Consider the following 21,519-nt stretch of genomic DNA (forward strand, 5'->3'; position numbering starts at 1 on the left):
CCATGTCGCGCCGCACCGACCGCCTGACCAAGGTCCTCGTCCTTCAGGAAAAGCTCAAGGAGCTTCACGAAACCCGCCAGGCGATGCACGCGGCCAATGCGCATTTCGCGGCAAGGGAGGCGGAAGACGTCGTCGAGGCGTTCAACGCCGAAGGCTCGCTGTCGAGCGTCTTTCCCGAGATCTACCATGCCCGCATCGCCGCGGCGACCGCCGCCAAGCAGCAGCATCTGGCCAACGCCCATGTCGAGGGCCTGCGCGTCGCCAAGGCGTCCGCGCGCGTCGATGCGGTGGGACGCGCGGTGACGGTTTCGCGCCGCGCCGACGAGCGCTTCGCCGAGGAGCGTGACCGGACCGAAGCGCTCTCGCGGCAGCCGGCTAAACCGAAGTAAGGCTGCCACAAGCTTCCTGAACGATAGTCCATCGAGACCGAATGGAGGATTTTCTTGGCCATCAGCCCGCCTGTCGACATCGTGCTGGACGTTGCGCGCGCCGCAAGCGCCGATGACGTCGCTGCCGCCCGCGAGCGTCTCACCGCGCGCGCCACATCGACGGCGGCGCCGGGCTTCGAGATCGCCGCGCCGGCCGCACCGTTCCCGGCTAGGGAGGCGAACGCCACGCCCGAGGTGTTCAGGAAGTTCGAGGCGATGATGTTGCAAAGCTTCATCCAGTCGATGCTGCCGCAGGAAAGCGAAGCGGTGTTCGGAAAGGGCCTGGCCGGCGACATGTGGCGCTCGATGATGGCCGAGCAGATCGCCGGCGTCATGGCCGACAGTGGCGGCATCGGCGTCGCCGACCGCATCCTGAAGAATTACTACGGGCGCGGCGAGGACCAGGCCACGCTCGATGCAGCCGGACGTTCGCTGGTCACGCAATCGATCCTGCACGAGGCCCAGCGCATGGCGTTGCAGCCGGGCCGGAGCGAGGCAGACACGTCCCTGTTCGACAGTTGAGCACTTTGCGACGGTTTTAGGATTGCCAATGATGACGCGTTTTTCAGCACCAGCCCTTCAAACCACGGCGACGCGGGCGCGCGCCGGCTCCGCGCCGGCCGATCTCGGCACCATCCTCGCCCGCATTGAAGAGGCGATCGAGACCGAGACCACCGGCATCCGCACCGACATGAATTTCGACATCGCCGCCTCGAACGCGCGCAAGAGCCGTCACCTCTACGATCTGACGCGCGCGATCCGGGGGCAGGACGACGCGGCGCTGATCGCCTCCTTCCGGCCCGAGATCGAGCGCCTGCGCGACAAGCTCGCCGTCAATCAGGGCGTCATCGTCGCCCATCTCGAAGCCGTGACCGAAGTCGCGACGCTGGTCAAGACCGCGTTGCAGGATGCCGAGGCCGACGGCACCTATTCGCAGGCCGAATTTGCGGAAGCAAAGCGCGGATGATCAAGCTCGTCGCCGCCGCCGTCTGGATCGCCGCCGCCACCGCCGGCTCCGTCTTCTACGCCTTCCAGCAGGCCGGCGAAGTCGAGGCGGCCGCCCCCGCCACCGAGGCCGGCGCCTTCGGCGGGCTCGATTATGTGCGGCTCAACGTCGTCTCCGTGCCGCAACTGAAGAACGGCGAGGTCGAAGGCTATTTCCTCGCCCGCCTCGTCTTCACCGCCCCCGCCGAGCGGCTGAAAAAGCTCGTCATTCCGGCCGACGCGATGCTGACCGACGCCGTCTACACGAAACTCTACGCCGACCCCTCCGTCGATTTCTCGCAGGTCGAAGCGCTGGACGTCGACGCCTTCCGGGCCGGCCTGCGTGATGCGGTCAACGCGAAGATCGGTGAGGACCTGATCGCGGAAGTGCTGATCGAGCAGGTCGATTTCCTGTCGAAGGCCGACATCCGCCGCGCCAGTTTCCGCGGCTGGGACAGCGCCGCCGCCGCCCAGTCCGCGCCGAAGAAGGCGGATGGCGGCGGGCATTGACTATCTGAAATTCGGCTTGCGCTTCTCCAGAAACGCCATCAGCCCTTCCTTCGCGTCCGCCCCCGTCTGCGACAGCGCCGCCGACAGGCTCTCCGCATAAAGCCCATCGGCCTGCGACATGTCGTTGATGCGCGCGATGGACTGGATGATGAGATAGTTCACCAGCGAGGCATTGTCGGCGATGTCATTGGCAAGGGAGAAAGCCTTGGCCAGCCCTTCGCCTTCGCCGACGAGATAATGCGCCAGCCCCAGCCGCTCGCCCTCTTCGGCCGTATAGAGCCGGCCCGTCAGCATCATCTCGGTCATCCGGTCCGGCCCGATGATGCGCCCGACCCGAACGGTCGCGCCGCCGCCGACGAAGATGCCGCGCTTGCCCTCGGGCAACTGGAACCTTGCCGAAGGCTCGGCGACCCGCACATGCGTTGCCGCCGCGATCTCGAGCCCGCCGCCCATCACCGCCCCGGTCAGGACCGAGACGACCGGCACGCCCGAAAGCTGGATCTTGTCCATGATCGCGTGCCAGCCGCGCGAATGGCGCAGCACCTCCGCCGCCTCGCGCTCGGACTGTTCGGCAAGGTCGAGCCCGGCCGAAAAATGCCCGCCCTCGCCCGAAAGCACGATCGCCCGCACCCCCTGCTGTACGTTCGAAAAGAAGGCGTCGAGCGCGGCCAGCGTCGCATCGTTGATCGCATTGCGCTTGGCCGGGCGGTTGAAGGCCAGATGCGCGATCCGCCCGTCGATCTTGACGCGCAGCACGTCGTCCGTTCCGCCCCTCGACGCACCTGTCATCGCATTCATGTCGCTTTTCCCTCGCCGGCGGCCCATCCCCGCCCTTTTTCGCTTGAATTAATTGTTCTGTATCATAACAATCTATTTTCGTTCAAGCTGGCGGGGAGGAAACCGGCCGCTTGTCACGGCAAACCTGTCTGGCCAATCTGTCTGGGAGGACATCATGAAGCTCGTCAAGACCGCAATTCTGGCCGCGTTCGTCGGCACGTCGACCGGCGCCCATGCGCAGGAAGAGGTGAATCTTCGCCTTGCCCACTGGTTGCCGCCGACCCATCCGGTTCAGGAAATCGCCATGACCGACTGGATTCAGTCGATCACGGAAGCCTCGGAAGGGCGCATCGGCATCACGATCTTCCCGTCGAGCCAGCTCGGCGCGCCGGCCGACCACTATGACATGACGCGCGACGGCATCGCCGACATCGGCTACGTCAATCCCGGCTACAATGCCGGCCGCTTCCCGATCTACGGCCTGGCCGAAATCCCCTTCCACGTCTCCGATTCCAAGCGCGGCGCGGTCGCCCTGCACGAATGGTACGACCCGATCGCCGAAACCGAGATGTCGGAGGTCTATTTCTGCCTCATCAACCCGCACGATCCCGGCACGATCCACTCGAAGACCGAGATCAGGGTGCCCGAGGACATTCGCGGCAAGAACATCCGCCCGGCGCACGCCACGATGGCCAAATTCGTCGCCCGTCTCGGCGGCACGTCGATCCAGGTTTCCGCGCCCGAGGCGCGCGAGGCGATCGCCCGCGGCACCGCCGACGCGATGACCTTCCCGTGGAACTCGATCTACATCTTCGGCATCGATTCGGAGACCAAGTACCATCTCGACATGCCGTTCTATATTTCCTCGCAGATGCTGCTTTTTAACAAGTCGGTCTATGACGGCCTTTCGGAGGAAAATCGCGCCGTGATCGACGATCACTGCACGCCCGAATGGTCCGGCCGCTTCTCGGAAGGCTGGGTCGACAACGAGGCTTCCGGCCGCGACAAGATGATCGCCGACGACAGCCACACGCTCTATGAGCCAACGGCAGAGGAAATCCAGCTCTGGCGCGACGCCGCCGCGCCTCTCCTCGACGACTGGCGCGCGGAAGTCACCGCTGTCGGCGCCAATCCGGACGAGCTTTACGAGGGCTACCGCGAGGCGCTGACCCGGCACGACGCGCTCTACGAATGACGGAGGGGCTGCGCCTCGCACATCTGTGCGACCTGAAGGTCGAGCTTGCGGCACCCGTCGAGCTCGGCCTTTCCCCGCGCGGGCGCCGCCGCATGATCCCGATCGTCGGCGGCACCGTGACGGGGACGCGCCTTTCCGGCCGCATCCTGAACCTCGGCGCGGACTGGCAGACGGTCTTCGCCGACGGTTCGGCCGAACTCGACACGCGCTATGCGATGGAGACGCATGACGGCGCGATGATCGACATCCGCAATTTCGGCTATCGGCACGGTCCCCCCGACGTGCTGGACGCGCTCGGCAGGGGCGAAAACGTCGATCCGACGCGCTACTATATGCGCACGCAGCCCCGATTCGAGACCGGTGACGCCCGTTACGCCTGGCTCAACCGCACGATCTTCGTCGGATCTGGAGCACGCGAGGCCGACTGCGTGAAGATCGCGTTCTACGAGGTGCTATGAGCGAGACCGTGACGAAACTGCCCGGCGCTGCGAAACGAGGCCGCCCGCGCCTCGACGAGCTGACGGCGTCCGACATCGAGTCCATCCCGGCGCTCGAGACGATCATCGGATACCGGCTGCGCCGGGCGCAGCTCTACGTCTTCCAAGACTTCATCGAGAATTTCACGCGCATGAAGCTGCGGCCGGCCGAATTCTCGGTCCTCTCCGTGATGGCGCGCCGTCCGGGCCTCAAACAGACCGAGATCGCCGAGGAACTGGGGATCAAGCGCGCCAATTTCGTCGCCCTGATGGACGGCCTCGAAACGCGCGGTCTTGCCGAACGGCGCAAGGCCGACACGGACAAGCGCTCGCACTCCCTCCACCTGACCCCCGAAGGCGTTAAGTTCGTGCGCAAGATGATGGCAGTCTGGACCGCACATGAGGAAAGGCTGGTCGAAAAGCTCGGCGGCCCGGAAGAGCGCGACAGGCTGATCGAACTGCTGGACCGCATCGTCGCGCCCGACTAACTCTGCGAAAGCGCCGCAACCACCTCGTCCGGCATGGCGACAGCCTTGATGCGTGACGGATCGTCCGGGTCCCTGCCCGTCCACACCCGCGTCTCATGCGCCTCGACGGCGATCTTCCCGCCCTTCAGCACGCGGTGCGCGATGTCGAAGCTCGACCGGCGGATGTCCCTGATCGTGCTCTCGATGGCGACGATGTCGCCATAGCGCGACGGAATCGAGAACTTTGCGCCGGTATCGACCATCGGAATGCCGACGATGCCGAATTTCTTCGTCCACGCGATCTTCTTCATGCCGAGCCCCTTTTCGAGCAGATAGGCGGTGGACGCGTCGAACATGGCGAAATAGCGCGGATAAAAGACGATCCCGGCGGCATCGCAATCGCCCCATTCGACTTCCACGTCGCGGGTGTTGGTGAGCATTTGTAATTCCTTTACTTGGTGGGTCGCCCTAAGCCACATTCTCCACCAGCACCGCAATCCCCTGCCCGCCGCCGATACACGCCGACGCGATGCCGTATCGCAAACCGCTGCGCTGCAACTCCCGCCCCACCGTCGTCGTGATCCGCACGCCCGTCGCGCCCAGCGGATGGCCGATGGCGATCGCGCCGCCATTGACGTTGGTCTTTTCCTCGTCCAGCCCCAGTTCGCGAATGCAAGCCATGATCTGGGCGCCGAAGGCTTCGTTGATCTCGATCCGGTCGATCTGGTCGAGCGTCAATCCGGCCTCCTCCAGCACCGCCCGGATCGCCGGCACTGGGCCAATGCCCATGATGTGCGGCGGCACGCCGACAGATGCGCCGGCAACGATGCGCGCGATCGGCCGGATGCCGTTCTTTTCCGCCTGCCGCTTCGAGCCGACCAGCGAAGCCGCCGCGCCATCCACCACGGCCGACGAATTGCCGCCGGTCTGGACGCCGCCGAAGGCGGGACGGATCTTCGCCAGCGCCTCGTAGGGCGAGACGCGGATGTGGCTGTCCGCCGTCACCGCCTCGACCTTGCGCGGCAGGCGAATCCAGCGGTCGTTGAAGCCGTCGGCCGAAAACGTCTCGCTCGTCACCTCCACGATCTCGCCGGCGAGGAAGCCGCTCTCCTGCGCCTTCACCGCGCGGGCGAAGGAGCGCTCGGCGAAGCGGTCCACTTCCTCGCGGGTGATCTGGTAGTCGCGGGCAAGGTTCTCCGCCGTGTCCCCCATCGTGCAGGAACAGGCTGGATCGAGCAGCGCTTCCCAGAGAAAATCCTTGAACGCCACCTGGCCTAGTCTGAAGCCGTTGCGGTGCGTGTAGGCGGCGACGGGATTGCGGCTCATCGATTCCGCGCCCGCGCAAAGCACCACGCCCGCCCGCTCCTGCTCCACCATGTCGGCCGCCTGAAGGATCACCTCAATGCCGGTGCCGCAGATGCGCTGGACGAGATGTGCCGGCCGGTCGACCGGAACGCCGGCATAGAGCCCGATATGGCGTGGCGTCATGTAGGCGTCGAACGAAGCCTGCGCCATCGAGCCGGCGATCGTCGTGTCGATCTCGTCCGGCGAAATGCCCGTCTTCTCGATCACCGCCCGCGCGGCCTTGATGCCGAGGTCGATCGGCGACACCTCGGCGAATGCGCCGGTATAGTCGACGAAGGGCGTGCGGATGCCGTCATAGAGCCAGGCATCCTCGAAGGAATAGCGAAGTCCGCGATGCTGAATCATGAGGCTGCCTTTCGGTTGGCGATGAGGACATGGGCGGGCGACGGCTCGGCGTAAAGATCGTCGACCAGCCCTGCCCGCGCGGCCATCACGGCGCGCTGGTTGATCGAGCCCTTGTCGGTCACTTCATGCTTGTCGATCGAGGGAGTCGTGTCGAGGATGATGGCGCGGGCAACGAGATTGGAGCTGCCCGTCGACTTCGCAGCCAGCGCGTCGAGCCGCTTCTGGATTTCCGCGCGAACGGCCGGATGGTGCGCGACTGTCGCCTCGTCCGCACCGTCAAGCGAAGCGTCCAGCTTGCGCGCGGCGTCGAAGTCCAGCAGCAGCAGCGCGCCGATATGGTTGGCGTTGAGCCCGGTCAGCACCACGTCGCGCACATAAGGCGCGCAAGCCGAGATCAGTCCCCCGCGCACGCCAGCCATATTGACCCAGGTCCCGGTCGACAGCTTGAAATCCTCCGACACGCGCCCGTCGAACAGGAACCCCTTGTTGACGTCGTTCGGGTCGACGAATTTCAGCGCATCGCCGATCTTGTAATACCCGTCCTCGTCGAAGCACTCGGCCGTCTTGTCCGGCTGGCGCCAGTAGCCCGGCGTGATGCTCGGACCCTTCAGGCGCAGTTCCAGCTTTTCGCCGTCCGGGATCAGCTTCAGTTCCAGCCCCGGCGCAGGCAGCCCCACCTCGCCCGGCCGCCCGACCGGCCAGGTCGTGGTCGAGGCGAAGGGCGCGGTCTCCGTCGAGCCGTAGCCGGTGACGGTCATGATCTTGTGGCCCGTCGTCTCGACCGCGAGCCGTTCGAGCGCATCCCAGACATGCTGGGCAAGCCCCGCGCCGGCATATTGCAGAAGCTCCACCTTCGAGAAGAACGTCTCGCGCAGCCTGTCGTTCTTCGACAGATGCTCGGCCAGCATTTCGAAGCCCTTCGGCACGTTGAAATAGAGCGTCGGCGCGACCTCTTCCAGATTGCGCACCGTCTTCAATATTCCTGCCGGCGTCGGATTGCCGTCATCGATGTAAAGCGTCCCGCCATTGTGGAGCGCGATGCCGAAATTGTGGTTGCCGCCGGCCGTGTGGTTCCACGGCAGCCAGTCGACCATCACCGGCGGCTTGTCTTTCAGGAAGGCGAGCGCCGTGGCGATCATCACCTGATTGCAGGCCATCATGCGATGCGTGTTGATCACCGCCTTCGGCATTCCCGTCGAGCCGGAGGTAAACAGGAATTTCGCGATCGTATCGCCTGACAATGCCGCATCGGCGGTTTCAACCGCTTCGGTTGCCTTGGTCGCCAAGAGAGCGTCGAACCCTGTCGCCTCTTGTCCTTCCGGCGCATCGCGCGCGACGACGAGTTCCATGTCCGGCGCCATCACCGCGTCGAGCGCCTTGGCGAACGGCGCCCCATCTGCCGCGAACACCAGCCCCGGCGTCAACAGCGAGAAGATATGCTTCAGCTTGGCATGGTCGCTGGAGACCAGCGAATAGGCCGGCGATACCGGCGCATAGGCGATCCCCGCCATCATCGCGCCGAGCGCCATCAGCCCGTGCTCGATCGAATTGCCCGAAAGGATCACGACCGGCCGCTCGGTCGAGAGATCGCGGTCGATCAGCGCCTGCGCGATCGACCGGGTTTTTTCCAGAACCTGCGCATAGGTCAGCCTGCGCCATTCGCCATCGGGACCATGGTCGGCGAGGAAGACGCGATCGGGCGCGGCTTGCGCCCAGTGGCGCAACCGGTCGATCAGCGAGCGGGGATAGGGGTCGAGCGCGGCCTTGGCGCGCACGCGGATCACATTGCCTCCCGGCCCCTCGCGGCTCATCTCCGCCGCCAGTTCGCCCATGTTCACCGGGCGCAGGCCCGGCATCGAAACGATCGGCATCGGTGTCCTCCGGTTATTGTTATGCGTGATAACAATAACCGTCCCTGCCTGCAAGATGGTCTTGGTTTTCACCGATTGTCGTTGACGTAAACGTCAATCGACTGCTACGCATCGGATCAATCCAGCCATTCCTAGAGGAGTTTCGAAATGGACACGGAAGCGATTGCCGCCAAGATGCGCGACAAGGTTGCCACCTCCGGCTTCGACCGTTCGGTCAAGTTCGACATGGGCGACGAGGTCATCGTGATCGACGGCCAGAACGTGTCGACCACCGACGCGCCGGCAGACTGCACGATCAGGATCTCGAAGGAGAATTTCGAGGAACTGATCGCCGGCGAACTCAACCCGACCGCTGCCTTCATGACCGGCAAGATCAAGGTCGAGGGCGACATGTCCGTCGCCATGCAACTCAGCCAGTTGATCTGACTGACGTCCCTCCCAGGACTTGAAAAGGCGGCCGACGACGGGCCGCCTTTTTCATGCGGCCTTGCGGACCCGCTCGCGCACGGACTTGCGGCCGGCTGGCGCCAGCGTCCCCCGCGCGCCGTCGAGCGCGCCTTCGACAAGCTCCAGCGCCAGGAACCGGTGCCGCTCAAAGGGACCGGGCATGGCGAGTTCCCCGGTCTTGTCCGCCGAAAAGCCGAACCGCTCATAATAGGCCGCGTCGCCGACGAGCAGGATCGCGCCATGGCCGAGCCGCTTGGCCTCTCCGACCGCATGGCGCATCAGCGCCGATCCGATGCCGGCCGATTTGGCGGCGGGATCGACCGCAAGCGGGCCAAGCAGAAGCGCGCGGCGTTCATCTGCGACGACATCCCACAACCTCACCGTCCCGACGACCCCGCCCGCCGCATCGCGCGCGACAAACGCCAGCCCCTGCGAGGGCAATCGCCCGCGGCGCAGCTTCTCCGACGATTTCTTCTTCCACCGCGGCCCCATGGCCCGGTCGAGCAGCGCATCGCGCGCGGGAATCTCGCCTGCCATCTCTGCGGCGATCGCAAACGGCACACCCGGCGCGAAATTATCCCGCTGAAATTCCATCTCCACGATCCTTCACGAGCGGAGGTCTGTTCCACAAGCGAGCCTGCCGGCGATGTCCCGCCGACAGGATGATCCGAGGCGACCGAAGCCGCCTCAGATCACGTAGGCCGAGCGGACCTTGGTCCGCTCAAATCACGTAGGAACGCAGCGGCTCGAAGCCGTTGAAGGCGACCGAGGCGTAGGTCGTGGTGTAGGCGCCGGTACCCTCGATCAGCACCTCGTCGCCGATCGTCAGCGTCAGGGGCAGCGGATAAGGCATCTTCTCGTACATCACGTCGGCCGAATCGCAGGTCGGGCCGGCGAGCACGCAGGGCGCCTTTTCGTCACCGTCGCGTGTCGTGACGATGGGGTAGCGGATCGCCTCGTCCATCGTCTCGGCGAGACCGCCGAACTTGCCGATGTCGAGGAACACCCAGCGCACATTGTCGTTGTCGGCCTTCTTGGAGATCAGCACGACTTCCGATTTGATGGTGCCGGCATTGCCGACCATGCCGCGGCCCGGCTCGATGATCGTCTCGGGCAGGCGGTTGCCGAAATGCTTCGACAGCGACTGGAAGATCGCCTGGCCGTAGGCCTGCGCGGTCGGCACGTCCTTCAAATAACGGGTCGGGAAACCGCCTCCCATATTGACCATCTTCAGGAGAATGCCTTCCTCGGCAAGGCGCGCGAAGACGGACTTGGCATCGCCGAGCGCCTTGTCCCAGGCGCCGAGATCGGTCTGCTGCGAGCCGACATGGAACGAGACGCCATAGGCGACGAGGCCGAGCCGGTTGGCGTGGCGCAGAACGTCGACGGCCATGGCCGGCACGCAGCCGAACTTGCGCGACAGCGGCCACTCGGCGCCTTCGCCGTCGGTCAGGACGCGGCAGAACACGCGCGCCCCTGGCGCGGCGCGGGCGACCTTCTCCACTTCCTCGACGCTGTCGACGGCGTAGAGGTCGATGCCGAGTTCGTGGGCGCGCGCGATGTCGCGCTCCTTCTTGATCGTGTTGCCGAAGGAGATGCGGTCGGGCGTCGCGCCGGCGTCGAGCGCCATCTCGATCTCGGCGACCGAGGCGGTGTCGAAGGACGAGCCGAGGCCGGCCAGAAGGCGCAGGATTTCCGGCGCCGGGTTGGCCTTGACGGCATAGTAGATCTTGGATTCCGGCAGCGCCTTTTCAAACGCATGGAAATTGTCCGCGACGACGTCGAGGTCGACGACGAGGCAGGGGCCCGAAGGACGGCGGGTGGCGAGGAAATCGAGAACGCGCTGCGTGGCCATGTTGGTCTCCAGTCGCGGCGAAAGCCGCTTCGTCAAAGGCTCGGAGCGTCGGCGCGCGGCCATCGGCTCCGAATGGACAAAGGCGTGATGCGGCGTGTCACGGTCCGACCGGTGGAGACACCGGACCTTGAACATGCGCTTCGCGCGGCGATGAGCGAACGCCGTCTGCGGCGAAAGCTTGCTTTGTCTGCCTCAGCTTTGGAGAATGCCTCCGCACTGCCGGCAATGAGGGTGTGCCTCTTTGAGTACCCCGGTCTTTGGACAACCGGGAAAACACCAGAAAGGCCCGCACCGTCGTTGCTTCAAGATGTCCTCGGACTGGCGGTTGGCCGACAGACCGACTGGAGGGGTTAGTTCCAGGTACCTTACCGGTTCCCTCACCATTCGAGGGTCGGCGGACACCCACAGGCACGTGCGACTTTGGGCAAGGCGCATATAGGCAAGATCATCGATTCGTTCAATGAAAAACTGCATCCGCCTTGAAAAACCGGCCGCACTGAACGACGTTGCGGTTAACGTCAAACGAGACTGAACGATGACCTCGACACGCGACGATCTGAACGCCTTCCTCGACTATCCGCAAATCGAAGTGCCGCACGCCGCGACCGGCCCGCTCGCTGGCCTGACGCTCGGCGTCAAGGATATCTTCGACGTCGCCGGCCACCCGACCGGCGGCGGCAATCCGCAGTTTCCCGGCGCCTCGAAGCCCGCCACGGCCACCGCGCCCTCGGTTCAGAAGCTGCTCGACGCCGGGGCGGCCTATGTCGGCAAGACGCAGACCGAGGAACTGACCTTCTCGCTGATCGGCCAGAACGTTCACTTCCCCCACCCGGTCAATCCGAAGGCGCGCGATCGCGTCACCGGCGGCTCGTCGTCGGGCTCGGCAGCGGCCGTCGCCGGCGGCCTGTGCGACATCGCGACGGCATCGGACACCGGCGGCTCCGTGCGCGGCCCGGCCAGCTTTTGCGGCCTGATCGGCCTGCGCGCGACGCATGGCCTGCTCTCGCTCGAAAAGACGATGCCGCTCGCCCCCAGCCTCGACGTTTTCGGCTGGTATGCCAGGGACGCCGCGACCTATGAGAAGGTCGCGGATGTCATGCTTGGCGAAGCGCCCGCCACGCTGCCGAAACTCCGCCCGCTGCGCCTCGCCGCCTTCGACGCGCTCGTCATCGGCCCCGACGAGGCCGCCGAATATGCCCGCATGATCGCCATCGTCGAATCGGTTCTCGGCGAGATACGCCAAGCCCCCTCACTCTCCTTTTCGGCCGACGACCTCTACTGGATGTTCCGCCGCATCCAGGCCTACGAGGCGTGGGCCGTCCATGGCGATTTCGTCTCCAGGACCGAAAACATGGACCCCGCCGTGCGCGCCCGCTTCGAATTCGGTAAGACGCTCGGCTGCGAGGTTGCAGCCGAGGAGACGCGAAAGCGCAACGCTTTCCGCGCCGAATTCGAAGCGCTCCTCGGCGCGGACGGACTTCTGATCCTGCCGACCATGCCCGGCGCCGCGCCGCAAAGCGCATCCACCGGCGACGAACTCCTCGATTACCGCGAGCGCGCGCTGCGGCTCCTGTGCCTTTCCGGCCTTTCCGGCCTGCCGCAGATCACGCTCCCCCTCGGCACCGTCCACGGTGCGCCCTTCGGCATCTCGCTCATCGGTCCGCGCAATTGCGACCGTTCCCTCGTCGCGCTCGCCACCCGCATCATGGACGGCATTTGATGGACACCCTCACCCGTATGCGCGCCTTCATCGACGTGGTGGAGGCGGAAGGGTTCTCGGCCGCCGCGCGCAAGATCGGCCGCTCCAAGGCGCTCTTGTCGAAATATGTCCGCGAACTGGAGGACGAGCTCGGCGCGCTGCTCCTGAACCGCACCACGCGGCAATTCTCGCTGACCGAAGCCGGCCACACCTATTTCAAACGCGCCTCGGAACTTGTCCGCGAGATCGACAGCCTGGCCGAGACGGTGCGCGAATCCTCCGGCGACGTGAAGGGCCGCATCAAGCTGACCGCGCCGCGCACCTTCGGCGACGCGGCGATCGGCCGATCCCTTGTCGATTTCGCCAAGGCCCATCCCGACATCACGCTCGAAATCCATCTCGACGACCGCTTCGTCGATCTCGTCGAAGAGGGCTTCGACCTTGCAATCCGCATCACGCGGCTCGAGGATTCCTCGATGATCGCGCGCCGGCTTTCGCCCTTCCGGATCCGCATTTGCGCCGCGCCCGAACTTCTGGAGCGCGTTGGAACACCCATGCAGCCTTCCGAACTCGCCAGGCTGCCCTGCATCATCGACACCAATGGCCGCTGGCTGTCCAACTGGCCGTTCCGGCGCAACAATGGCGAGATGATGAGCGTCTCCGTTTCCGGTCCGATCGAGGTCAACAGCCCGCTCGCCACGCGCGCCGCGGCCGTTGCCGGCCTCGGCTTCGCACCCCTGCCCGATTTCATCGCCGCGCCGGCGCTGGCGAGCGGCGAACTCGTCTCGGTCCTCGACGAGTCCGTCCCGCGCGACGGCGGCATCTATGCCGTCTACCCGCACCGTCGCTATCTGCCCGCCAAGATCCGCGTCTTCGTCGACTTCCTTGCGCAATGGTTCAAGGAGCACGAACGCGGCTGATCGCGCAATCCCGATTGGGCTCCCAAATCTTGCCGCGATTCTGCTAGAGTCTCGCCGTGCAAATCACCGAGGGGCCTGATGGCGATCCGCATCCGATCATTCCTGCTGGGCGCTTGCGCGCTCTGTGCCACGGCGGCGCCTGCGCTCGCCCATCCCCACGTCTTCGCCGAAGCCCGGCTGGAGATCGCCACCAAGGACGAGCAGGTCAAGGCACTGCGCCATGTCTGGCGTTTCGACGACCTTTTCTCCTCGACCGTCATCTTCGAGTTCGACCAGAACAAGGATCTGAAGCTCGACGCCCAGGAACTCGAAATGGTCGGTTCCGTCATCCTCGAATCGCTGGCCGAGTTCGGCTATTTCCAGTTCGTGACCGCCAATGGCAAGGACATCGCGATGAACCCGCCGGAGCGGATCGTCGCGATGCTGGAAGACCAGCAACTGATCATCCTGTTCGAATCGACGCCCGAGGAAGCGATCGCCCTCGATGGCAATCTCCATTTCGGTGTCTACGACCCGACCTTCTACACCGCGATCGACTTTTACGACGACGCCAATCTCGTCGTCGCCGACATGCCGGACAATTGCGGCAAGGAAGTCGTGCGCCCCGACCCCGACGAAGCGTTGGCGATGAACCAGCAGTCGCTGACGGAAGCTTTCTTCAACGAACCTGGCGGCGTCGACTATTCGAAACTCTTCGCCACGCGCCTTGAAATCTCCTGCGGAGCGGCCGGATGATGCAGCTTTCCAGACGCACGATGCGCGTCGTCTTCGTCGCGGTTGCGCTCGTCTATGTCGCGACCCATTTCCTGGGCCACGCCCATGCGCAAAGTTCGCTCGGCATCGGCGCGGCGGAAGTCGCTGCCCCTTCGACGGGCCTCTTCGCCGGAACGCTGAACTGGATCAACGCGCAGCAGCAGGATTTCTACCGCTCGCTGACCGGTGCGCTGCGCGCCATGCGCGACGGCGGCTCGGGCATCTGGCTCCTCGCCGGACTTTCCTTCGCCTATGGCATTTTCCATGCCGCCGGCCCCGGCCACGGCAAGGCGGTCATCTCGTCCTACATGCTGGCGAACGAGGTCGCGCTGCGGCGCGGTGTCATGCTGTCCTTCGTCTCGGCCATGCTGCAAGCCGTCACCGCCATCGCCGTCATGGGCGCGGTCTATCTCATGCTGCGCGGCACCGCCGTCTCGATGACCGACGCGACGCGCTTCCTCGAGATCGCCAGCTTCGCCCTCGTCGCCGCCTTCGGGGCCTGGCTGTTGTGGAAGAAGGCCGGCCCGCCCCTCGCCGGCCTTATCTGGGGCCGCCCCGTGCGCGCATTGTCGGCCGCGGTCCACGACCATGCGCACGCGCACCATCACGATCACGGCCAAGCCTGCACGCATGACCACCATCACGACCACGCGCACAGCCACGCGCATGACCATGCCCCCGCGCATGACGCCGTCTGTTCGACCTGCGGCCATTCCCACGCGCCCGATCCGGCGCTCCTGTCGGGCGACCGCTTCGACTGGAAGACGGCATGGGCGGCGATCGTCGCGGTCGGACTGCGTCCCTGCACGGGCGCGCTCGTCGTTTTATCCTTCGCCTTCCTGAACGGTCTTTGGCTCGGCGGCTTCCTCTCGGTCTTCGCCATGGCGATCGGCACGGCCATCACCGTCTCGATCCTCGCCACGATGGCCGTCCTCGCCAAGAATTGGGCCGTCGCCTTCGCCGGCGACGGGCGCACCGGCAACCGCGTTCACATGACGATCGAAATCGCCGGCGCCGCCTTCGTCTTCTTCCTGGGCGTCACGCTGCTGACGGCGAGCCTCAGCGTCTGAACCGCCCGCGCAGCCAGAAGATCATGAAGAAGGCGACGAGAAACAGCCCCGCCACCGCGCCGGCGAGCCAGGGAGAGACCTCGATCGCCGCCAGCATGATCGCCGGCATGAAATAGGCGACGAGTCCAACGCCAGCCAGAATGACCGCCGCTGCGATCGCCGAATTCCTGGTGTCCCGATCCATCACTCGCTCTTTGCTGCCGCGAAGTCTTCCAGCTTCTTTTTCTGTCGGCCGTCGCGGTCGAAATTTTCTGGCGTGAGCCACGCTTCGAAGGCCGCGCGCCGGGCCGGCCAGTCGCCGTCGAGCATCGCATACCAGGCCGTGTCGCGGTTCTCGCCCTTGATCACCATGTGCTGGCGAAAGACGCCTTCATAGTCGAAGCCGAAGCGACGCGCTGCGCGGCGCGATGCCACGTTGCGGTCGTTGCACTTCCATTCAAAGCGGCGATAGCCGAGTTCGTCGAAGAGGTGGCGCGCGAAAATATAGATCGTCTCGGTCGCCATCCGGCTCTTCGCCATCTGCGGCCCCCAATAGATGTGACCGACCTCCGCCACCCCGTTCGACCGGTCGATCCGCATCAGCGCCATGCGCCCTTTTGCCCGCCCGTCCGACTTGTCCACGCAGGCGAAGAACATCGGGTCGGGCGAGGCCTGGAACCGGTCGAGCCACGGTTGCAGCGCGGCGCGGTCAGCCGGCGGCACGTCGGAAAGATAACGCATCCGCTCGGCCGCATCGGGTACGCTCGATGCCGCGAAGAGCTGGTCGCCATGATCGTCGGCATTGAGCGGCTCCAGCCGCACATAGCGCCCCTCATGCGCCTGGCGCGGCGGCATCGGCCGCGCCGTCCATCCGCTCATCTCCTGCGCCATTGCCCTCTCCCCCTTTGACTTTGCCGTCCAGCGCTCCCACAAACGGACCCGATCCGCAAGACGGGAGGATTGATCCAGAATGCTTCAGACGATTGCCGCTTTCGACCGCATCGGGGAGGAGAACGCCTTCGCCGTTCTGGCGCGCGCGACCGAACTCGCCCAGTCCGGCAGGGACATTGTCAATCTGGGCATCGGCCAGCCCGATTTCCGCACGCCCGACCACATCGTCGAGGCGGCGATCAAGGCGCTGCACGACGGCCATCACGGCTACACGCCGGCGACCGGCCTTCTCGCCACCCGCGAAGCCGTCGCCCGCCGCACGCTGGCGACGGCCGGCGTCGAGATCTCGCCCGAAAGCGTGATGATCATGCCCGGCGGCAAGCCGACCATGTTCGCCGCGATCCTGATGTTCGGCGAGCCGGGCGCGGAAATCCTCTACCCCGATCCGGGCTTCCCCATCTACAAATCGATGATCGACTTCACCGGCGCGAAAGCGGTCCCGGTCCCGATCCGCGAGGAAAACGGCTTCGCCTTTTCGGCCGAGGAAACGCTGGCGCTCATCACGCCCAAGACGCGGCTCCTGATCCTCAATTCTCCCGCCAACCCGACCGGCGGCGTCACCCCGCGCGCCGAGATCGAAAAGCTCGTCGCCGGCCTCGCCGATCATCCGCATGTCGCGGTCATGTCCGACGAGATCTACGACGTCATGACCTATGACGGCGAAACCGCGACCTCGCTTCTTCAGTTTCCCGAAATTCGCCACCGGCTGATCGTGCTCAACGGCTGGTCGAAGACCTGGGCGATGACCGGCTGGCGCATGGGCTGGTCGATCTGGCCCGAAACGCTTTATGGCAAAGTGCGCAAGCTCGCCGTCAATTGCTGGTCCTGCGTCAACGCGCCGTCGCAATATGCCGGCATCGCCGCCATCGACGGCCCGCAGGACGAGGTGGAGAAGATGATGCGCGCCTTCGACCGCCGCCGCAAACTCGTTGTCGACGGCCTGAACGAGATCGACGGCATTTCCTGTATCGTGCCGAAAGGCGCCTTCTACGCCTATCCGAACATCGGCGGGACCGGCTGGAAGGCGAAGAAGCTCGCCTCGGCATTGCTCGAGGAAGCCGGGGTCGCCCTCATCGGCGGGCCGGATTTCGGCACGCTCGGCGAAGGTTATATCCGCCTGTCCTATGCCAATTCCGAAGAGAACATTTTGCGCGCGCTGGAGCGGATCGGCGAGTTCCTCGCGACTTCCGCTCACAGCCCGTAATAGAGATAGATCGCGTAGCAGCTCGCCAGCCCCACGATGATGTTCATCGGCAGGCCGATCTTGACGAAATCGGAAAAGCGGTAATTGCCCGCACCATAGACGAGCGTATTCGTCTGGTATCCGATCGGCGTGGCAAAGCTGGCGCTGGCGCCGAACATGACCGCAACGATCAGCGCGCGCGGATCGACGCCCAATTGCTGCCCCAGCCCGATGACGATCGGCGTGACGATGACGGCCACCGCATTGTTCGTCACCGTTTCGGTCAGGACCGAGGCGAGCGCATAGATGATCAGCAGCATGACGAAGGGCGTGACCGACGTCATGAGAGGCGTGATCGTCTCGACGATCAGCGCCACCGCGCCGGTATTCTGCAATCCTTGTCCGACCATCAGCATGGCGAAGATCAGGATCAGTATGGAACCGTCGATCGATCCCCACGCCTCGTCCGCGTCGATGCAGCGCAGGATCAGGATCGCCGCCACGGCGATCATCGCCAGAAGGCCGATGTCCATGACGTTGAATGCCGCGAGCAGGACGACGAGCCCGAGCGCCAGAAGCGCCAGCGGCGCCTTGGTGCGGCGGAACGCCCGCGCCGTCGAGCGGGTGACCGAGACGAGGTCGCTCTGTTCCGAAAGTTCGTCGAGGCCCTCGGCCGTGCCCTGCAACAGCAACTTGTCGGCCGGGCGAAGAACGACCGCGCCCAGATCGGGGCCGGCAATATGATTGTGCCGGTGCGCGCCCAGGATGCGCACGCCGAAACGACGCCCCAGCGACAGGCTCGACAGTCGTGTTCCCTGGCTGAACCGTCCCGGCGCGACGACGGCCTCGACGGCGATCTGTTCGCCTTCGCGAACGACGCCGCGCCGCTGGCCGACCCGCAGCCCTTCCTTTTCCGCCAGCGTCAGAAGTTCGGACGACTTCGCAAGCACGATCAGCACATCGCCCTTCTTGAGCTGGACGTCGTCGAGGTCCTTGCGGACGACCTTGTTCTCGGACTTGATGCCGATGATCCGCAATCCCGGTTGATTGAATGTCGCGATGTCCTTGACCGGCTTTTCCGTAAAGGTCTCGTCCGTCAGGATGGCCACTTCGGACAGATATTCCGTTTCGTCCTCCGCGACCGAGTCGCCGCCCTCCTCGCGGCGATCCGGCAGAAGAAAGCGCCCCATCGCCAGCATGAGCAATATGCCCGTCGCCGCCGCCACAAGCCCGATCGGGGTGATCTCGAAGATCGAGAACGGTTCGATCCCCTGCTCGCGTGCCACGCCGTCGACAAGCAGGTTGGTCGAGGTCCCGATCAGCGTCAGCGTGCCGCCGAGAACGGCGGCATAGGAGAGCGGGATCAGTAGCTTGGTCGATGCGATGTTCAGCGCGGCCGCCAACCGGATCACGATGGGGATCAGCACCAGCACGACCGGCGTGTTGTTCATGAAGGCCGAGCCGATCAGCGCTGCAAACAGGAAGAAGCCGAGCGCCAGCATCGGATGCTTCTTGGCGCGGTCGAGAACCATGCCCGCGACGCTTTCGAGGACGCCGGTGCGCACGAGCGCGCCGGTCAGCACGAACATGGCACCGATCGTCAGCGGCGCGGAATTGGAGAACACGCCCATCGCCTGATCGGTCGGAACGAAGCCGAGCAGGACGAACAATGCGGCACCGGCGGCCGCCGTCACGTCGGCCGGGTATTTCTCCCAGACGAACATCGCAAACAGCAGAACCACCAGTCCCAGCGCAACCAGCGCCTCGTAGCCGGCGAAAAGACCCGCCATCATCCCCTCATGCACTCTGGCCTTGCCTGTAAACGCCGTTCCCGGCGCAATGGTCCGGCTGCCGCAAAATTATCCGCGTCCGACGAACGGCATCTTGGTCGCCATCACGTTCATGAACAGAACGTTCGCCTCCAGCGGCAGGCTCGCCATATGCAGGACGGCGTCGGCGACGTGGCCGACATCCATCACCGCCTCGGGCGCGATCTCGCCATTGGCCTGCGGCACGCCTTGCGCCATCGGTGCGGCCATCTCGGTGAACGCATTGCCGATGTCGATCTGCCCGCAGGCGATGTCGAAGGGCCGTCCGTCAAGCGCCAGCGTCTTCGTCAGCCCGGTGATCGCGTGCTTGGTCGCCGTGTAAGGCACCGAGCCCGGCCGCGGCGCATGGGCCGAGATCGACCCGTTATTGATGATCCGCCCGCCCATCGGGCTTTGCCGGCGCATCAGGCCGAAGGCCGAGCGCGCGCACAGGAACGAGCCGGTGAGATTGACGTCGACGACGTCGTGCCAGACCTCCACGGGAATCTCGTCGATCGGCGTCGACTTGTAGCCCATTCCGGCATTGTTGAAGAGAAGGTCGAGCCGCCCGAACTCCGCCTCGATGCGCTCGAACAGCTTTTCCACCTGCTCGGCCCGCGACACGTCGCAGGCGATGGCAAGCCCGCGCGCGGGCGCGTTCGCGATCGCGGCCACCGCATCGTCGAGCCTTTCCTGCCTGCGACCGGTGAAGACCGTGTGCCAGCCGGCATGGACGAGAGCGGTCGCGACCGCCTGCCCGATGCCCGAGCCCGCGCCTGTGACGAGTGCGAATTTGTCCTGCATGTCGTGTCCCCCCAAAAGCATTCGGCCGAGCAACGGACCCCGGTTTGCGGGCAACCCGATGCTCAAGAGAGACGGTTCGCAGATGGATGGCGGGGGCGCAAGGGGAAGACACAAAGGAAGGCGGCCATTCGCGGCCGCCTGAGTTTGGAATCGGTGCTTGGGAGGAGGAGGAACAACCCGATTCGTTCATTAAGAATACGATACGAAGCTTAACCAAAGCTTAACTCACGCATTGGCTCACCCGAGAAAGCCAAGAAAGGGCTGTCCCGAAAGAGCCTGCACGAAGGTGAATGCCACCAGCGCCACGAAAAGCAATGTGGCGATTCGAAACGGTCTTCTCTCGTCCCGGCCGAAGATCGCAAGCGAGGCGAGGCCCATGACTGGCAGGAAATGCATCGCATGGGTGGAAAAGAAATGGGCGACCCGCAAATCGCCGCCGTCGCGTGCCCATCCGAACAAGGCAAGTCCAGCCGCATCCGAGCGCACGCCGCCGACCCAGTGTCCATCGAAAGAACTCATCGTGCCGGCGGTGATCACTGTCAGCGGCAGGACGAGCGCCAAGCCGACGACGATGCTTTCCTTGACAACCGGCGGCAAGCCCGTCTGGCCGTTACGCGCGATCTGCCAGGCATAGACGGCGCTGGCCGACGTCAGCAGAACCGCAAGGCCGCCCATCGAAACGTAGATCGCCTCTCCGACAGGCGTCTTGTTGAAATGGGCCGGCACACCGTTCGCCGCCGCGCCCATCAGCCAGATCATTTCGAGCAGGATCGCACCGATGACGGCGCCGATATAGATTCGATACCAGCGTTTGTGTTGCGTGCCGGCCGGCAGCCAGCGTGCGAAAACGGCGAGTGTCAGGACATAGATGGCCAGCGCGACCTGGAACTTCACAGGTTTCGACCAGACCGTGACGTCGTTCGTCATCCGCCCGTCCACGAGCCCCGCGAAAATTGTGGGCGCAAGGAGGGTCAGCAGCAGGAGCCCGAGAAGGGTTAGGGCCGGTTCGGCACCGAGAAGCGATTTCAGCTTCAGCGGCCGCGCGTCGATATGGTCCAATGCAATCAGGGTCATGGTCAGCGTCCTTCGATGGCAGGCATGGCGCGGACCTGAAGACTGGCGGCGCGGATTGCGACGAAGGCCAGATAACCGGCAGGTCCGAACAGGAAGGTCAACGGCAGGCAGGACAGGACGAGCCAGAACGGCACGCCGTCCGTGCGTCCCGTGCGAACGATCCATGCGCCCACGAACAGATCGAAGGCGAGATAGTGCAGCCAGCCAGCCAGCAGCAGTTCGCGCGTCTGGAAAAGCTGTGCCACCTCGTCGAGCGAGGCAAACCCGCCCTCCGCCCGTGACCAGAAGGCGAGGATCAGTCCCGCATAGGCGACCGATATCAGCGCCGGCATCGCATAGGTCGCCGCAAGATTGCTGATGCGCGGCATCAGCGGGCTCACGATCAGCGTCGCCCAGCCGGCGACGGCAATCAGCGTGGCATACTGGAAAATCAGGTCGGCGCTCATCGGTGGCTTCCTTCAAACCTTTCTTGACATCGTCAAGATTGATGTTGCCAGATATCTTTCCATTGTCAACATTGAAATTCCGGTCCATGTAGGAGGGATAATGCTGGAGACC

General features: G+C 64.8%; 25 protein-coding genes. 13 read left to right on the forward strand and 12 right to left on the reverse strand.

Going from position 1 to position 21,519, the window contains the following annotated elements:
* Positions 1 to 2: 2 nt before the first annotated feature.
* The 4 genes from PZ895_RS18125 to PZ895_RS18140 are packed head-to-tail and all read left to right on the forward strand — an operon-like array spanning position 3 to position 1,922.
* A complete protein-coding gene (locus PZ895_RS18125) occupies positions 3 to 389 on the forward strand; it encodes a hypothetical protein (protein ID WP_275840387.1) in 387 nt (128 codons plus the stop codon).
* A 54-nt stretch (positions 390 to 443) separates the two neighbouring features.
* Positions 444 to 950, forward strand: a complete 507-nt coding sequence (locus PZ895_RS18130; RefSeq protein ID WP_275840388.1) for a rod-binding protein — start codon at positions 444 to 446, stop codon at positions 948 to 950.
* A 28-nt stretch (positions 951 to 978) separates the two neighbouring features.
* A complete protein-coding gene (locus tag PZ895_RS18135; protein ID WP_275840389.1) occupies positions 979 to 1,395 on the forward strand; it encodes a hypothetical protein in 417 nt (138 codons plus the stop codon).
* Complete coding sequence (locus PZ895_RS18140; RefSeq protein ID WP_275840390.1) at positions 1,392 to 1,922, forward strand: hypothetical protein; 531 nt, start codon at positions 1,392 to 1,394, stop codon at positions 1,920 to 1,922. The genes PZ895_RS18135 and PZ895_RS18140 overlap by 4 nt, the downstream gene beginning before the upstream one ends.
* On the opposite strand, the gene PZ895_RS18145 is transcribed toward PZ895_RS18140, so the two are convergent.
* On the reverse strand, positions 1,923 to 2,720 hold the full coding sequence (locus PZ895_RS18145; protein WP_345803537.1) for a crotonase/enoyl-CoA hydratase family protein: 798 nt from the start codon (positions 2,718 to 2,720) through the stop codon (positions 1,923 to 1,925).
* A gap of 154 nt (positions 2,721 to 2,874) precedes the next feature.
* On the opposite strand from PZ895_RS18145, the gene PZ895_RS18150 reads away from it, so the two are divergent.
* The 3 genes from PZ895_RS18150 to PZ895_RS18160 are packed head-to-tail and all read left to right on the forward strand — an operon-like array spanning position 2,875 to position 4,858.
* On the forward strand, positions 2,875 to 3,894 hold the full coding sequence (locus PZ895_RS18150; RefSeq protein WP_275840391.1) for a TRAP transporter substrate-binding protein: 1,020 nt from the start codon (positions 2,875 to 2,877) through the stop codon (positions 3,892 to 3,894).
* Complete coding sequence (locus tag PZ895_RS18155) at positions 3,891 to 4,352, forward strand: DUF3237 domain-containing protein (RefSeq protein ID WP_275840392.1); 462 nt, start codon at positions 3,891 to 3,893, stop codon at positions 4,350 to 4,352. The genes PZ895_RS18150 and PZ895_RS18155 overlap by 4 nt, the downstream gene beginning before the upstream one ends.
* On the forward strand, positions 4,349 to 4,858 hold the full coding sequence (locus PZ895_RS18160; protein WP_275840393.1) for a MarR family winged helix-turn-helix transcriptional regulator: 510 nt from the start codon (positions 4,349 to 4,351) through the stop codon (positions 4,856 to 4,858). Before PZ895_RS18155 ends, PZ895_RS18160 begins: the two co-directional genes overlap by 4 nt.
* On the opposite strand, the gene PZ895_RS18165 is transcribed toward PZ895_RS18160, so the two are convergent.
* From PZ895_RS18165 to PZ895_RS18175, 3 genes are read right to left on the reverse strand one after another with little or no spacing between them, the layout of a single operon-like run.
* Entirely contained in the window at positions 4,855 to 5,277 is a 423-nt protein-coding gene (locus PZ895_RS18165) for a thioesterase family protein (protein WP_275840394.1), read from the reverse strand. The two genes, PZ895_RS18160 and PZ895_RS18165, sit on opposite strands and share 4 nt — an antisense overlap.
* 28 nt (positions 5,278 to 5,305) lie before the next feature.
* Complete coding sequence (locus tag PZ895_RS18170; RefSeq protein WP_275840395.1) at positions 5,306 to 6,547, reverse strand: thiolase family protein; 1,242 nt, start codon at positions 6,545 to 6,547, stop codon at positions 5,306 to 5,308.
* Positions 6,544 to 8,418, reverse strand: a complete 1,875-nt coding sequence (locus tag PZ895_RS18175) for a feruloyl-CoA synthase (RefSeq protein WP_275840396.1) — start codon at positions 8,416 to 8,418, stop codon at positions 6,544 to 6,546. Before PZ895_RS18175 ends, PZ895_RS18170 begins: the two co-directional genes overlap by 4 nt.
* A 147-nt stretch (positions 8,419 to 8,565) precedes the next feature.
* Here PZ895_RS18175 and PZ895_RS18180 point away from each other — a divergent pair, with 147 nt between their 5' ends.
* A complete protein-coding gene (locus tag PZ895_RS18180; RefSeq protein ID WP_275840397.1) occupies positions 8,566 to 8,844 on the forward strand; it encodes an SCP2 sterol-binding domain-containing protein in 279 nt (92 codons plus the stop codon).
* A gap of 51 nt (positions 8,845 to 8,895) precedes the next feature.
* On the opposite strand, the gene PZ895_RS18185 is transcribed toward PZ895_RS18180, so the two are convergent.
* A complete protein-coding gene (locus tag PZ895_RS18185; RefSeq protein WP_275840398.1) occupies positions 8,896 to 9,459 on the reverse strand; it encodes an N-acetyltransferase in 564 nt (187 codons plus the stop codon).
* Positions 9,460 to 9,586: 127 nt separating this feature from the next.
* A complete protein-coding gene (gene odc2, locus PZ895_RS18190) occupies positions 9,587 to 10,720 on the reverse strand; it encodes an ornithine/lysine decarboxylase (protein ID WP_275840399.1) in 1,134 nt (377 codons plus the stop codon).
* Between the two features lie 535 nt (positions 10,721 to 11,255).
* On the opposite strand from odc2, the gene PZ895_RS18195 reads away from it, so the two are divergent.
* From PZ895_RS18195 to PZ895_RS18210, 4 genes are all read left to right on the forward strand, one after another.
* Positions 11,256 to 12,440 (forward strand): amidase, encoded by a 1,185-nt coding sequence (locus PZ895_RS18195; RefSeq protein WP_275840400.1) that lies wholly within the window; start codon positions 11,256 to 11,258, stop codon positions 12,438 to 12,440.
* The gene (locus tag PZ895_RS18200) at positions 12,440 to 13,339 is read left to right on the forward strand and encodes a LysR family transcriptional regulator (protein WP_275840401.1); all 900 of its coding nucleotides are present in this window, start codon (positions 12,440 to 12,442) and stop codon (positions 13,337 to 13,339) included. Before PZ895_RS18195 ends, PZ895_RS18200 begins: the two co-directional genes overlap by 1 nt.
* A 78-nt stretch (positions 13,340 to 13,417) precedes the next feature.
* Positions 13,418 to 14,074 (forward strand): DUF1007 family protein, encoded by a 657-nt coding sequence (locus tag PZ895_RS18205; protein WP_275840402.1) that lies wholly within the window; start codon positions 13,418 to 13,420, stop codon positions 14,072 to 14,074.
* A complete protein-coding gene (locus PZ895_RS18210; protein ID WP_275840403.1) occupies positions 14,071 to 15,162 on the forward strand; it encodes a nickel/cobalt transporter in 1,092 nt (363 codons plus the stop codon). The genes PZ895_RS18205 and PZ895_RS18210 overlap by 4 nt, the downstream gene beginning before the upstream one ends.
* Here the strand turns inward: PZ895_RS18210 and PZ895_RS18215 are convergent.
* The gene (locus tag PZ895_RS18215) at positions 15,152 to 15,346 is read right to left on the reverse strand and encodes a hypothetical protein (RefSeq protein WP_275840404.1); all 195 of its coding nucleotides are present in this window, start codon (positions 15,344 to 15,346) and stop codon (positions 15,152 to 15,154) included. The two genes, PZ895_RS18210 and PZ895_RS18215, sit on opposite strands and share 11 nt — an antisense overlap.
* Positions 15,346 to 16,032 (reverse strand): GNAT family protein, encoded by a 687-nt coding sequence (locus tag PZ895_RS18220; RefSeq protein ID WP_275840405.1) that lies wholly within the window; start codon positions 16,030 to 16,032, stop codon positions 15,346 to 15,348. Before PZ895_RS18220 ends, PZ895_RS18215 begins: the two co-directional genes overlap by 1 nt.
* Positions 16,033 to 16,111: 79 nt before the next feature.
* Between PZ895_RS18220 and PZ895_RS18225 the strand changes: the two genes are divergently transcribed.
* On the forward strand, positions 16,112 to 17,296 hold the full coding sequence (locus PZ895_RS18225; protein WP_275840406.1) for a pyridoxal phosphate-dependent aminotransferase: 1,185 nt from the start codon (positions 16,112 to 16,114) through the stop codon (positions 17,294 to 17,296).
* Here PZ895_RS18225 and PZ895_RS18230 read toward each other — a convergent pair.
* The 4 genes from PZ895_RS18230 to PZ895_RS18245 form a co-directional block, all read right to left on the reverse strand.
* Complete coding sequence (locus tag PZ895_RS18230) at positions 17,284 to 19,068, reverse strand: SLC13 family permease (RefSeq protein ID WP_345803538.1); 1,785 nt, start codon at positions 19,066 to 19,068, stop codon at positions 17,284 to 17,286. The genes PZ895_RS18225 and PZ895_RS18230 overlap by 13 nt on opposite strands.
* A 66-nt stretch (positions 19,069 to 19,134) precedes the next feature.
* Entirely contained in the window at positions 19,135 to 19,887 is a 753-nt protein-coding gene (locus tag PZ895_RS18235; protein ID WP_275840407.1) for an SDR family oxidoreductase, read from the reverse strand.
* 237 nt (positions 19,888 to 20,124) lie between these two features.
* Positions 20,125 to 20,961 (reverse strand): hypothetical protein, encoded by an 837-nt coding sequence (locus PZ895_RS18240; RefSeq protein WP_275840408.1) that lies wholly within the window; start codon positions 20,959 to 20,961, stop codon positions 20,125 to 20,127.
* A 2-nt stretch (positions 20,962 to 20,963) separates the two neighbouring features.
* The gene (locus tag PZ895_RS18245; RefSeq protein ID WP_275840409.1) at positions 20,964 to 21,407 is read right to left on the reverse strand and encodes an ABA4-like family protein; all 444 of its coding nucleotides are present in this window, start codon (positions 21,405 to 21,407) and stop codon (positions 20,964 to 20,966) included.
* Between the last annotated feature and the right edge of the window lie 112 nt (positions 21,408 to 21,519).

The sequence above is a fragment of the Mesorhizobium sp. YIM 152430 genome (genome assembly GCF_029210365.1).
Lineage (GTDB): Bacteria > Pseudomonadota > Alphaproteobacteria > Rhizobiales > Rhizobiaceae > Aliihoeflea.